Annotated in this window: 12 protein-coding genes and 1 pseudogene; 7 read left to right on the plus strand and 6 right to left on the minus strand. The window is 45.8% G+C overall.

Translation table 11 applies throughout. The annotated features are described in order from the left end of the window. The first annotated feature begins 1 nt into the window (after position 1). A complete protein-coding gene (locus tag HXW94_RS03310; protein WP_178365468.1) occupies positions 2 to 1,063 on the plus strand; it encodes a molybdopterin-binding protein in 1,062 nt (353 codons plus the stop codon). Positions 1,064 to 1,066: 3 nt separating this feature from the next. Here HXW94_RS03310 and HXW94_RS03315 read toward each other — a convergent pair whose 3' ends face one another. Together HXW94_RS03315 and cfa are read right to left on the minus strand one after the other, a co-directional pair. After that, positions 1,067 to 2,014, minus strand: a complete 948-nt coding sequence (locus HXW94_RS03315; RefSeq protein ID WP_178365469.1) for an NAD(P)/FAD-dependent oxidoreductase — start codon at positions 2,012 to 2,014, stop codon at positions 1,067 to 1,069. A 95-nt stretch (positions 2,015 to 2,109) separates the two neighbouring features. Continuing rightward, positions 2,110 to 3,231, minus strand: a complete 1,122-nt coding sequence (gene cfa, locus HXW94_RS03320; RefSeq protein ID WP_178365470.1) for a cyclopropane fatty acyl phospholipid synthase — start codon at positions 3,229 to 3,231, stop codon at positions 2,110 to 2,112. 195 nt (positions 3,232 to 3,426) lie between these two features. Between cfa and HXW94_RS03325 the strand changes: the two genes are divergently transcribed. The 4 genes and pseudogenes from HXW94_RS03325 (at position 3,427) to HXW94_RS03335 (ending at position 6,043) form a co-directional block, all read left to right on the plus strand. Further along, positions 3,427 to 5,004 carry a bifunctional aminoglycoside phosphotransferase/ATP-binding protein gene (locus tag HXW94_RS03325; RefSeq protein ID WP_218576546.1) on the plus strand — a complete coding sequence of 526 codons (1,578 nt, stop codon included), beginning with the start codon at positions 3,427 to 3,429 and terminating at the stop codon, positions 5,002 to 5,004. A 72-nt stretch (positions 5,005 to 5,076) separates the two neighbouring features. Beyond that, a pseudogene (locus HXW94_RS20065) lies at positions 5,077 to 5,196 on the plus strand (universal stress protein); the annotation flags it as partial. Between the two features lie 85 nt (positions 5,197 to 5,281). Beyond that, complete coding sequence (locus HXW94_RS19385; protein WP_246293709.1) at positions 5,282 to 5,509, plus strand: hypothetical protein; 228 nt, start codon at positions 5,282 to 5,284, stop codon at positions 5,507 to 5,509. A 60-nt stretch (positions 5,510 to 5,569) separates the two neighbouring features. Next, complete coding sequence (locus tag HXW94_RS03335; RefSeq protein ID WP_178365471.1) at positions 5,570 to 6,043, plus strand: universal stress protein; 474 nt, start codon at positions 5,570 to 5,572, stop codon at positions 6,041 to 6,043. Between the two features lie 293 nt (positions 6,044 to 6,336). Here the strand turns inward: HXW94_RS03335 and HXW94_RS03340 are convergent, their stop codons facing one another. The 4 genes from HXW94_RS03340 to HXW94_RS03350 all read right to left on the minus strand — a co-directional run bounded on the left by HXW94_RS03340 (position 6,337) and on the right by HXW94_RS03350 (position 9,112). After that, positions 6,337 to 7,056, minus strand: coding sequence for a type II toxin-antitoxin system HipA family toxin (locus HXW94_RS03340; RefSeq protein ID WP_246293710.1), 720 nt, complete (start codon positions 7,054 to 7,056; stop codon positions 6,337 to 6,339). Continuing rightward, on the minus strand, positions 7,047 to 7,220 hold the full coding sequence (locus HXW94_RS19390; protein WP_246293711.1) for a hypothetical protein: 174 nt from the start codon (positions 7,218 to 7,220) through the stop codon (positions 7,047 to 7,049). Before HXW94_RS19390 ends, HXW94_RS03340 begins: the two co-directional genes overlap by 10 nt. Beyond that, positions 7,220 to 7,522, minus strand: a complete 303-nt coding sequence (locus HXW94_RS03345) for a helix-turn-helix domain-containing protein (RefSeq protein WP_178365472.1) — start codon at positions 7,520 to 7,522, stop codon at positions 7,220 to 7,222. Before HXW94_RS03345 ends, HXW94_RS19390 begins: the two co-directional genes overlap by 1 nt. Before the next feature lie 105 nt (positions 7,523 to 7,627). Beyond that, positions 7,628 to 9,112, minus strand: a complete 1,485-nt coding sequence (locus HXW94_RS03350) for a cobyric acid synthase (protein WP_178365473.1) — start codon at positions 9,110 to 9,112, stop codon at positions 7,628 to 7,630. 770 nt (positions 9,113 to 9,882) lie between these two features. Between HXW94_RS03350 and HXW94_RS03355 the strand changes: the two genes are divergently transcribed. Then, positions 9,883 to 11,031: a Vps62-related protein gene (locus HXW94_RS03355; protein WP_178365474.1), complete on the plus strand. Its 1,149-nt coding sequence runs from the start codon at positions 9,883 to 9,885 to the stop codon at positions 11,029 to 11,031. A 354-nt stretch (positions 11,032 to 11,385) separates the two neighbouring features. Next, positions 11,386 to 12,138 (plus strand): hypothetical protein, encoded by a 753-nt coding sequence (locus tag HXW94_RS03360; protein ID WP_178365475.1) that lies wholly within the window; start codon positions 11,386 to 11,388, stop codon positions 12,136 to 12,138. Positions 12,139 to 12,252 lie beyond the last annotated feature (114 nt).

The following is a 12,252-nucleotide window of genomic DNA, read 5'->3' on the forward strand; positions in this document are numbered from 1 at the left end:
CATGAAAAAACAGCTGCACCCACAACACCCACTCTTTAAAACCGTGCCTGTCCAGGACGCCTGCGGCATGACCCTTGCCCATGACATGACCGAAATCGTTCCCGACAAATTCAAGGGACCGGCCTTTAAACGGGGAGACCGGGTCCAGGCCGGAGACATCTGCCGGCTCATGCGCATGGGGAAAAAGCACCTCTATGTGCTGGATCTCGATGAGACCCAGGTACATGAAGATGAGGCGGTGTTTGAACTTGCATCGGCCCTGGCCGGACCGGGGGTTGAATTTTCCGCCACCCCCAGCGAAGGCAAGCTGGAGTTATATGCGGGATATCCAGGGCTGTTCCGGGTGAATGTGGACGCACTGACGGAATTCAACATGCTGGACGATGTCATGTGCGCCGGCATCCATACCAATACCGCCGTGAACAAAGGCGACAGCCTGGCCGCCACCCGGGCCATCCCCCTGGTCATAGACCGGGCAAAACTCGACCAGGCCACAGCCCTTGCAAAATCCGCCTATCCCGTTTTTTCCGTTTCAATGTTCAACCCGTTGAAAATCCGCCTGGCCATCATCGGCAATGAGGTGTATGACGGCCTGATCCAGGACCGGTTCCAGGCCATTGTGGAAAAAAAAACCGCCCGGCTTGGGGCCGATGTGCTTGAGGTGACTATTTTGCCTGATGACCGGGAGCGCATCACTGCTCAAATCCGGGATTACATGGCCAAGGAGACCGATCTGATCATCACCACCGGCGGCATGTCCGTGGACCCCGATGATGTCACCCGGGAATCTATTGAGGCCGCCGGGTTTGATGACGTCCATTATTCATCGGCTGTGCTGCCCGGGGCCATGTTTCTTTTGGGCTATAGCTCTGAGACCACGATCATGGGAGTGCCGGCCTGCGGGTTGTATCACCGCACCACCATATTTGACCTGATACTTCCCCGGGTCATGGCCGGAGAACGTCCTGGGAAACGCGAACTGGCACGCCTTTGTCACGGCGGGTTGTGCCGGAACTGCCCCACCTGCCGGTTTCCCAACTGCGCTTTTGGAAAGAGTATCTGAGTATCAGTCAGGCAGCAATATTTTCGGCAGGCTGAACCTTGCCAGGTGCGGCAAAGCAAACGGTTTGTTTTCTACAATGGCATCTGCCGCACGGATACCGCTTAAAACAGCGCCATGGATACCCTCTCCCATATCCAGGGTGGAAAGTCCTGCCGCGTCTCCAATGATGAAGGCATTGTCCTGTCGGTAATTTTTCGGACCATGCTGGAAATAGTAGCTGTGACCTTTGGGGCCGGGTGGTTTTTCTCCTATGAACCCCTTTTTTTGAAGGGCCTTTGTAAAATGATGCCACTGTTCCATGATATTCTGTTCCCGTTGTTTCAACCTGTGGAATTTTCCGCCAATGCCGATGTTTAACCAGCTATTCCCCTTGGGAACATACCAGGCATAGCCGGGCAGTCCATGATCAAAAAACCACAAATGGCATTGATCATGAGAAATATCATATGGATATTCCTTTTCAACGGCAACAATGAGAGACTTGGTGGGACGAGAACGCTTTTCACTGAAAAACGTCTTGTAAACCGGGCAGTGGGTACCGCCGGCACCGATGAGATACCGGCATCGATACTGGTCATCAATGATATAAAAGCCGTTCTCCCGAATGATATTTCTTACGCAATGGGTGTGAACCGGAACACGGGCGCGGGAGATCATCCAGGCATCAAATTCATATCGCCTGACGGCATATTGACGGGTGGGCACAGGAATTTTTATACCAAACAGATGAAAATAAATTCGGTCAAATTGACTGAAGGTGTAGGGATAATCACCCCCTTGAAATTCGAGAAGCCTGAATACGTCAGGGGTTACCCATCCGGCACAAACCTTGGGACGGGGAAAAGAATCTTTATCCAGCACCAGGGGCGTGATGCCCCTTTGCTTCAACTTCCAGGCACAGGCGGCACCGGCAGGACCGCCTCCGACGATAATGATCTCCTTCTCAATCATACCACTCCCAACCTATTGTCGAAGACTGTTTAAATCGAGCGCCACAGGCGCTTCACCTTCTTGTCTCTTGTTTCTTGTCTCTTGTCTCTTGTCTCTTACATAACGCGGCAGCAGGGCGCCGGCGTCCCCTGTTTAGTCATCACAATCTGCCATAGCTGCATGGTTCGTGACCTGAATCCGCCGGCACTGCTTAATAAATAGAACTCCCACATGCGATAAAACCGATCGCTGTATCTATCTTTAAGCTTGGGCCACACCTGTTTAAAATTTTCATGCCAGGCCATTAGCGTTTTATCGTAGTCTTCTCCAAAGTTATGCCAGTCCTCCATGACAAACTGGTTTTCCATGGCTTTTCCCAACTGGGCAATGGAGGGAAGCATGCCATTGGGAAAAATATATTTTGCAGTCCACGGGTTGCAGGCAGAACAACTGGTATTGCTACCAATGGTATGAACAAAGGCCATGCCGTCATCCCTCAGCAACCGGTTGGCCAGTTTCATGTAAGTCCCATAATTTTTATACCCCACATGCTCCATTAAACCGATAGAGATCACCCGATCATATTCTCCGGTGGCGGTTCTGTAATCTGCCAGCCGGATGTCAACGGGAAGCCCCCGGCACAGCTCTTTTCCAAATTTAGCCTGCTCTTTGGAAACGGTGTATCCGGTCACGTCAACGCCGTAATTTGTTGCGGCATAGTGGGCAAACCCGCCAAAACCGCATCCCAGCTCAAGTACTTTCATACCGGGCGCCAGTTTTAACTTCCGGCAAACCAGCTCGAGTTTCGCCGCCTGGGCCTGATCAAGGGTGGCGGCATCTTTCCAGTATCCGCAGGTATACTGCATGTGTTTGTCCAGCATGCCCTGATAAAGCTCATTGCCGATATCATAATGGGTTTTACCCACCATGAACGCCCGCCTGGAAGACTGTTGATTAAAAAGCTTTGACTTTAAGAGATCCCATTTGATCTGCCATTCTTTTCTCAATAGTTCCGCAAGATTTGCGCACATCACTTTTGCCATGAACTGATCCAGGGCGCGGCATTCCCACCAGCCATCCATATAGGCTTCACCAAGACCCAGCGCAGGTTCATGGATTACCCGCCGGTAAAGCCGGTCATTTTTAATCTGAATGTCGTAGGGATTATTTCCGTTAACGGTGATGCCGGCAAATTTCAATAATTTGTGGATGGATTTCTTGATATTCTGATTTTTCATATTTTTCACTCTTTTTAGAAATAATGAAGTCATAAATATTAAAGATCTATTCTCCCATGCTACGAGTGATGCTGTTAATATAATCAATATCGCATACGTTTGTCCAGTCAGTTATCTAAAATATGATAACATTGTATTTGACTGTATTTGTGTTATAATCAAGACTATCTAAAATTTTCTAAACGGGAAAAATCAATGAAGATAAAAGAATCGACTCGTCAGGAAACGCTGTTTAAACAAATGTGGAATCCGGAATTTTATCCCCACCCCGTCCACAGCGTAACGGTCTGTGAAACCCATATTTCCATGGTCTTTCTGGCAGGTGACGTTGTTTATAAAATAAAAAAATCCGTGGACCTGAACTTCCTTGATTTCACCACCCTTGAAAAACGCAGACATTTTTGCACCCGTGAGGTGGCATTGAATCGCCGGCTGACAAATGACGTTTACCTGGGTGTGACGAAAATCACACAAAAAGGGGACCGGTTTTATATAGACGGCGACGGAGCCGTTGTTGAATATGCCGTAAAGATGCGAAAACTGTCTGAGACCGATTCCATGAAACAGTTGCTTCGATCCGGAAAGATCGGTCATCAGGATATGGATCGCCTGGCAATGAAGCTGTGCGATTTTTACGATTCCGATACCGCCGACAAGCCGCCCGATATGGAAGCGGCCTTTGAAACAATCCGGCAAAACTGCGATGAAAACTTTAAACAAACCCAGCCGTTGCTCGGATCGCAGTTTGACGGCGATTGTTTTCAGTCGGTATGGTCAAAAACAATCGCTTTTTTAGACCGGCAAAAACCTTTATTTTTTCGCCGCATGGAACATAAATGGTTCCGGGATTGCCATGGGGATTTAAGAACCGGGCATATTTATTTTACAGATACCGGGATTCAGATCATTGATTGTATTGAATTCAATGACCGGTTCCGGTATCTGGACGTGGGTGCGGACCTGGCTTTTCTGACCATGGATATGGAATTTCTGGGGTTTTCAGATTTAGCTGAAACGCTTCTTTCAGCCTATGCAGGCTATCGTTATGATCCGGAAGTATATGTATTGATAAATTTTTATAAATGCTACCGCGCCATGGTACGCTTTAAGGTTAATTGCATCCGCCTGCAGGCGCATGATGTCTGCAAACAGGAACGCAAGAAACTTTTGGAACAGACAAAAAAATACCTTGCCCTTTCAGACCGTTATGCAGAGCGCTTCTCCAGGCCCGGGATCTGGGTAGTCTGCGGCATGCCGGCATCGGGAAAGAGTACCTTGGCACAAGCCCTTTCCCTGGCGCTGAATATCCGGTCCATCAATTCGGATGTGGTCCGGAAAGAAATATTTCCAGCCGCGCCGACCGATCCCGAGAACATGCCTTTTGAAAAAGGAATGTACTCCGAAACCGCCACCAGACAAACCTATGACACGCTTTTATCGCTGGCGGAAAAAGAGATTTCAAAAGGCAATTCCGTGGCGTTGGATGCCACCTTCGGCCGGGAAAAATATCGAAAACAAGTAATTTCCCTGGCTGCGAAATCAGGCGCCGGCATCGTGTTTGCCGAATGTACGGTACCGGATGCTGTTCTGCAGGAAAGATTGATCATGAGAAATGGCCGGAACACAACATCCGATGCGCGGATTTCCCATTTTCAATCATTTAAAAATCGGTTTGAACCCATTCAAAAAATAGAGACGGACCGTCATTTAAAAGTAAATACCGAAGCATCCATGGATGCATGTCTTTTAAAAATTTTGCCCCTTATGCTCTGAAAAATTAAAGCACACAAGCAACAGGCACAGGGCCTGATGCACAAATAAATCAATCAATAAAAAAGGAGGACTATGTTTAAGCATATTTTAGCAGCGACAGATCTTGTGGGCGTCGAGGACCCGGTGGTGACAGGCGCTGCAGCAATCGCCGAAACCCATCAAGCCAGGCTCAACATTCTCCATGTAGCGGAATCCTCCCATGAAAACAACCGGCACCTGATTAAGGATTTTAAAACAGACGAGGAGATCAATTTTTCGCCGGCGTATCAGGAACTTGTTGAAAAAGAACTCTTCGATTCTGGGGTCCCACACAAAAAAAGAGGGCGCAAAATGGTATGCCGGCAGTGCCGTGGAACGGACCGCCTTCCGTGCCGGATGCCCGGTGATCGTGGTAACGGACCCGGAAGCCCTGATTGCCTGGGATGAAAACGCCCCGAATGATCCGGCAATCGGTAAAGAGAAAGACCGGTCGATCCATGTGTTTACCGGCAAGCGCCATGAATAAGGAAATCGGCAATTAAAGATTCCTCTAATATACAAAACCATAAAATAAAGGAGATCAAACATGAAACATCCGAAACGTATTCTCGTTGTATCCATGGGAACGAAACAGGCCCTTGAAGCCGTTCAGTGGGGCATTTCTTTCGCCCGCAATTACGGGGCGGAACTTTTTGTCACCCATATCGTACACAACCCCTTTGGGCTTGAAGGCTGGAGTCTGCCCATATCCTCAGCCAAGGTTATAAAGGACGAGTTCACAAAAATACTTGAGGATGCCCGCAAGGACCTTCAGGATTATATCAAGGCGGAAGATACCGAAGGATTGGCCATCCAGGAAAGCATCATGCAGGGGGAACCTGTGCAGGAAATCACAAAATTCATTTCAGAAAAAAATATTGACTTAATGGTCATGACAGCCCATGAGCAGGGTTATCTTGAACATCTGCTGATGGGTCAAGACATTCGGGAACTGATTCGAAAAATGCCCTGTTCCATATTCCTGGTCAAAAGGGATCTGGAATATAAGCGCTATGAATAAATCAATACCCCTGCCCGGCGTCCGGCGGCGCCGCAGCGGTAGATAATCTTACCACAGCGGTAAAGGATTGTTTTCATACAAATGAAAATTGGCCGGTCCACTCTGACAGGTGAATCGCTGCCGATGAAGAAGCAGATGGGCTTGGGTGTTGATTAAAGGAACTCAGCCCATCGCTGTTATATATTGACGAACCGAAAAACGATTATTGACAATTATCGTCACTTGTTAATAAGCACCAAAGGTTTCGTAAAATAATGCCCTCCGGTACGTCCTGATATGTCCATAGCGGACAATTAACCCTTACGGTCCAATCGGCTTAACCCACGGCTGATGGCAGGTTCAAGCCGCTGGATATCCTTTTGGGGAACGTCATATTCTTCAAATATATCTTGCCAACGAGACACGGATTGATAAATTTCGCCGATGATTCGGCCCGGATTTGACACTTTATATACATTGCCGATTCTTTCCAGAATTTTTCTGTCCGGAGGCAATCTCCCAGCCCCCTGGGGAAAAGATAAACAATGCTCCCTGTTATGATAAATATCCGGGACCAAGTCATAGGCCGGGGAGAGACAATATCCGGATTCGGTATGAAGCATGGCAAAATTTTTAAGGTGGTCATCTGTGTTGCTAATCGCGGCATTAAATACCATTTGCCGGAACAGCGCATCTGTATCTTTCCGGGGCTTGCTACTGAATTTATTGATAATCACAAACATATCCGAATAAGACAAGTTGTAATATCCGTCAGCGTCCAGTAAGGTCTGCATGCTGATCATGTGGTTGCGACCGCAGGACGGTGTCATATCAAACCGTTCCACAAGCAGGACGCCTCGATTGCCGGCTTTTCGGATTAAAAAATTGGGCACATTCAGGCCGGCATTGTCTGCCAAGCAAAGGGTTGCTGCTTCAATTGCTTCAACATGATAGTGGTCATTGAGTTTAGGAAATTTTGCGATCCACTGCCTACCGTCATTGCTTCTAATCAGCGCTTTAGTGCCTAAAGGCAAGTGTACCGGATCAAGGGGAACGCATCCGCATTTGACAGGTACTCTTTTGTATACCGGAAGGATCCCTGAATCCGCCCCCGGGCATCAGGTGTGGTAGTAAAAATTTCACCGCAAAACAACTGCCGACCGTCATGAAGGGTTATCATAACATTGAGCTTCAGCATTACCTGCTCCGTTTGACGCGTTGTCGGCCTGCATACTTTTGTTGAATTTCAAACCGTTCTGCCAACGATTCTTTAGGTGCAATCAGCTTATCCATGTCAGAAATGCAACCAAGAATATCCAACGCGTTTACCCAGGTGCCGATGGACACCTGGGGACTGCCTGTCTCCATTTTGCGCAGCGTAGGAATAGAAACGCCGATTCTGAATGCAAAATCCGCCTGGGTGTCTTCCCGCACCAACCTGGCCTGCCTCAGACGCTGCCCAAGCTGATTTAGTACATTATTACAAAACGAATCGTTCATAAGCAACACCCATATATAACACAAATATTTATTTGTGTTATATAGTATATATTCCTATTAATGAAAATAATTATTTTCATTATACTATAAAAATTTCCGCATCCCTTAGCCCATGGCGTTTATAATAGCGGCCACATCCACATGTTTCTCAAAATGCCTGGCTAACATATCATACTGCCTGTCCCGGCCCTGCAGGCCGCAGGATTCCGGGGGGTCAAGTTCGCTTAAGCCCAAAAGAGAAAGCCATTTTTTCAAAATGGGTGCCGAATCAAAAAAACCGTGCATGTAGGTACCCATGACCCGGCCCGAGTCGGCCATGGTCCCGTCAAAATCGATGCAAGCCTGTTGATTTCTTTTTTTTACGTCTAACAGGCCGTCGTTTGCGGCCTTGTCCGAAGCTGTCCGGCCCATGTGAATTTCATAACCAAGACCCGGAGCGCCATCCCATTCAAACCGGGAGATGGTCGTGGTTTTCGGGGCTTTGAGAACCGTTTCAAGGGGGAGAAGCCCCAATCCGTCGGTGTCGCCCGGCATGCCTTCAAGACCCTGGGGATCATGGACTTTTGTGCCCAGCATCTGATAACCGCCGCATATGCCCAGGACATGGCCGCCGTTCTTAACGTAAGCCTGAATTTTGGGGGTCCATCCGGTTTTGGCAAGCCAGTTCAGGTCGCTGCGAGTACTCTTGGAACCAGGCAGGATTACGGCTTTATAAGCGGACAGGTCCCTTGGATGTTCAACAAAATCCACACCCAATCCTTCCACTTGGGACAGGACATCAAAATCGGTAAAATTGGCGATATGAGGGGTACGCACCACCAGCACTGTAGGGGTTTGGGCAGGATCAGTTTTTGCCACGGGATGTTCGATCGCCACAGAGTCTTCATTGGGGATATGATGCTTCATCCAAGGCAATACGCCGAAAACCGGTTTGCCGGTCTTTTTTTCAATCCAGTCCACACCATCTTTAAACAGAGCAATATCGCCCCGGAACCGATTGATGATAAAGCCTGCGATGAAATCCTGTTCAGCCTTATTCAAACACGCCAGGGTCCCCACGATCTGGGCAAACACCCCGCCCCGGTCAATGTCAGCGGTGAGAATCACAGGCGCCTTGGCATAGGCGGCCATTTTCAGATTTACGATATCCCGTGCCATGAGATTGACTTCAGCACAGGAACCGGCCCCTTCCAGCATCACCACATCATAGGCGGCGCGCAGGCGGTCCAGGGCACCGCAGGCCGTATCCCAGAGCTTTGCCTTTTCCCGGTGATATTCAGCAGCGGACAGATCTTTATGCACCTTTCCCAGCAACACCACCTGGGAGCCGACCTGGGTCACGGGCTTAAGCAGCACCGGGTTCATGTCCACATGGGGCGCAATGCGGGCGGCTTCGGCCTGGACAATCTGGGCCCGACCCATTTCAAGGCCTTCCGGGGTAACCCCGGAGTTATTGGACATATTCTGGGCCTTGTAAGGCGCCACCTTATACCCTTGGTCGGAAAAAATCCGACAAAGGGCTGTGGCCACCACGCTTTTGCCCACATCAGACCCTGTGCCCAGGGCAGCGATACATTTTGCCTGTTTCATCCAATCCTCACTTCTTCCCAGGTTATAAAACAAAATCAAGAAATAACAAAAAATAGTAAAATTAAGACTCTTTTACCAGTATCATCATCTTTACTTTACACTTTTTGGGGGAATGATTGATAAAAAATAGGGTGCTTGCTCCAAAAAGTGTAAACTGGTAAATGAAGGATGCCGAAAATCATAGTATCGTGAAGTTCCATATAAAATATAACATAAAATAGTTGACAATAGAGCAAAATACGCCTATTACATCGATAATGCGAATGTTAATGCTGGCAAAAACATAGCCAAACGTTTTGGAGATGTTGAGCTAAAGGACTTAACAGATTTTCGCAAAATGAAACCGTTTTTGTTTTAAGCGGTTTCCGGATGCTCGTAGTGCATCCGACAGGTTAGAACTGAGCTATACGCTTCGAGAGATAGGTGGTTCGCCGCTGACAGTCAATCAACCTGTTTAAGACCAATCTCTATATTTCTCTATGGAGTTGGTAACTATATAGCCCAGTATTTTTACACGATTTGACAAAAAGCTGGATCCTCAAGTGATACTGAACAAAATTATGGCATGTTATTTGCTTTATTTCTCATTCCAAAGAAAAGTTACAAATGCATTTGGAAACAGACAATCTTAAATCGTTACCGTTCAATTTTTCCAAATTTTCTAAGAACAGGCTTTCAAATTTGTGTGAGGACGCTAAGTAGTTAATGCTCTCTGAAATTAATCCACGTTTTGGCTCTCAGGGTCAGAACATTTACTGAAAGGGAAAAAAATGCAAAAAAAAGTTTTATTACTTGTCATTCTGGGGTTGTTTGTTTTTCAAACAAATAGCGTATTGTCTTTTGATTCTTCTTATGATTATTTTATACAGCTACCGAAGATACCGAAGATACCAAAAAGTCCAGATAGCGAATCGGCTTTTAATATCTCAAACGAAGCATTGAATATGGTTATAAAAGAAAATGCACCGATCGTATATTTGCACTCTGATGATCATTACCGGCCTGGTAATGTTGATGATTATTTAGAAGCAACCGATTTATATCATGGCAAAAGCAGATTAGGTAAAGCAAGCGAACAGAATTTAAAAAATCTTGATAAAAATCACCATTTAAAAATCACAGACACTCATATTATCCGGGGAAATATTGAAAAATCAAAAACATATGTAAGGGTTAAGCATAAAGATAACTCACTATATATACAATATTTTTTCTTTTATCCGTATAATGGCGCGGGCAGTCTTAATATTCATACGTCTCTAAAAAATTTCCGCAGACAAAGTTTAGCCCCTTTTGGAGAACATCAGGGGGACTGGGAACATATCATAGTAAAATTAAATGATGATAATTTTAATATCCAAGAAATATGTATATATCAGCATGGTGACGCAGAAATTTTGACAAAAACGGAAATGAAGGACCACATGACTTTTGATAAAGGTCATCCTGTTGTCTATTCCTCCAGAAATGGCCATGCTACTTACTATAAACCTGGCTCAAATTTAACTTCATCTTTTGTTACACATTTCGAAGCATGTATTAATATTCTAGTCAAAAAAGTATGTAAAAGTGTCTTCACTGTAAGAGGCGGATTAAGAAATGATTGTGATGAAAATGGAATAAGGTACGATACATCTCAGCGCATTTCTTTGATTGCAGTTGAAAATATTTCAGGAATAGAAGTCTCCACACCCGATTGGTACTATTATAAAGGGCAGTGGGGGCCAAGCAATCAAACCCGGTGTGATAAGGTGGTCCATAAAGTAGTATCTCGCACTATTCCTCGGAAAAGTTGTGTTGCAGGAAAATGGTGTGTTGATCCACGAGGTAGAGTGGAAAAATTGATAGTATCTAAAATTCCGTCAAAAGCATATGGGAATGGTCCAACTGGCCCTGAAGACAAAAGTTGGTGGGACTAAAATATTAGAGTGTAACCTAAATGCGTAGAAGTTTGAAAATTTACAGCATTTTTAGGCCTTGATCATTGTTTCGGCCAATGCGTGGAAGGTAGGTTGGGTTGAGGAACGAAACCCAACAAATACAAAATGTTGGGTTTCACTTCGTTCAACCCATTCAACCCAACCTACACGGTGGTCCAAATGATGATCAAGGCCCATTTTTATGATAAAAGAGAGTCAATATCCCGTCTCTTTCAGACCAAAAACGGCTGTGGTTGAGTGATAATATTTTAAATTATTAACATATTGTTTTTAAAATATTAAAAACTCAATTTCAGCATCAAGGCATATGATATGATCGGATCGGCTATATAAATGAAAAAAAACAACCTAAAACGCCTGCGCGTTGTGAACAAGAATGATACAATAAATAAAGTATTTTTGTTTTTGTTTATTGTGTTAAGTATTTTGATTTTTAATGGATGCTCATCAATGGAATATCCTAAACCTCATCATGTTCAAATTGATAAGAATGCGCATTCTTTATCTTACACTGCTGATCTGAGGGCAGTTCATTTATTAAAACATGGCGACAGGTACTGGGTTCTTTCGGAGGCTGCCCCTGATGCGGCCTTTTCCTATGATGATGATGCAAATATAGCGTTAACATTTTTGAACGTTGGAGGAAGCCAAAAAGAGACAGACTCAATCAGTGAAGGTTCCGAGGACTTGCCTTTAACTGGAAGAGTCTCATATGTGCTTCTCGCAAGGGAGTTGTTATACCGGTTAAATGAAATGGCCTACAATACTCAAGCCGATTCGGGTCAAATTATGACAATTTATGCGAAAATACTGGATGTCATCAAGGATGTGGCAAAAACAGAAGCTTCAAATATTTCATATGACACCAAGGTCAATATGAACGCTGGTGTATCTTCATCAATCAGTCGGCAAGACGATCAAAGTAGCAAAATCATCAGTCGGCAAGACAATCAAAATAGCAAAATCATATCCAACAAAAAAGATGCGACTATAACAGATACAGATGACACAGATATTAATTACACAGACACAGATGACACAGATGACACAGATGACACAGATATCGGTCAACCACCCCTCGGCTAAAGACCGAGGGGCTTGAAAAAGCCCCAAAGTTGACCAGTCTAAGTGCTTCGAGCACTACGTTAGATCGGAAACAGGTACCCTGGGGTGCTCGCCAGCTCCAGGTTCTACGGCAAG

Source organism: Desulfobacter latus, from assembly GCF_013389365.1.
Classification (GTDB): domain Bacteria; phylum Desulfobacterota; class Desulfobacteria; order Desulfobacterales; family Desulfobacteraceae; genus Desulfobacter; species Desulfobacter latus.

What these genes read in the sequence shown, in the direction of transcription:
- HXW94_RS03310 (WP_178365468.1), top strand. Translation starts at nt 2, where the DNA reads ATGAAAAAACAGCTGCACCCACAACACCCACTCTTTAAAACCGTGCCT.
- HXW94_RS03315 (WP_178365469.1), bottom strand. Translation starts at nt 2,014, where the DNA reads ATGATTGAGAAGGAGATCATTATCGTCGGAGGCGGTCCTGCCGGTGCC.
- cfa (WP_178365470.1), bottom strand. Translation starts at nt 3,231, where the DNA reads ATGAAAAATCAGAATATCAAGAAATCCATCCACAAATTATTGAAATTT.
- HXW94_RS03325 (WP_218576546.1), top strand. Translation starts at nt 3,427, where the DNA reads ATGAAGATAAAAGAATCGACTCGTCAGGAAACGCTGTTTAAACAAATG.
- HXW94_RS03335 (WP_178365471.1), top strand. Translation starts at nt 5,570, where the DNA reads ATGAAACATCCGAAACGTATTCTCGTTGTATCCATGGGAACGAAACAG.
- HXW94_RS19390 (WP_246293711.1), bottom strand. Translation starts at nt 7,220, where the DNA reads ATGCTGAAGCTCAATGTTATGATAACCCTTCATGACGGTCGGCAGTTG.
- HXW94_RS03345 (WP_178365472.1), bottom strand. Translation starts at nt 7,522, where the DNA reads ATGAACGATTCGTTTTGTAATAATGTACTAAATCAGCTTGGGCAGCGT.
- HXW94_RS03350 (WP_178365473.1), bottom strand. Translation starts at nt 9,112, where the DNA reads ATGAAACAGGCAAAATGTATCGCTGCCCTGGGCACAGGGTCTGATGTG.
- HXW94_RS03355 (WP_178365474.1), top strand. Translation starts at nt 9,883, where the DNA reads ATGCAAAAAAAAGTTTTATTACTTGTCATTCTGGGGTTGTTTGTTTTT.
- HXW94_RS03360 (WP_178365475.1), top strand. Translation starts at nt 11,386, where the DNA reads ATGAAAAAAAACAACCTAAAACGCCTGCGCGTTGTGAACAAGAATGAT.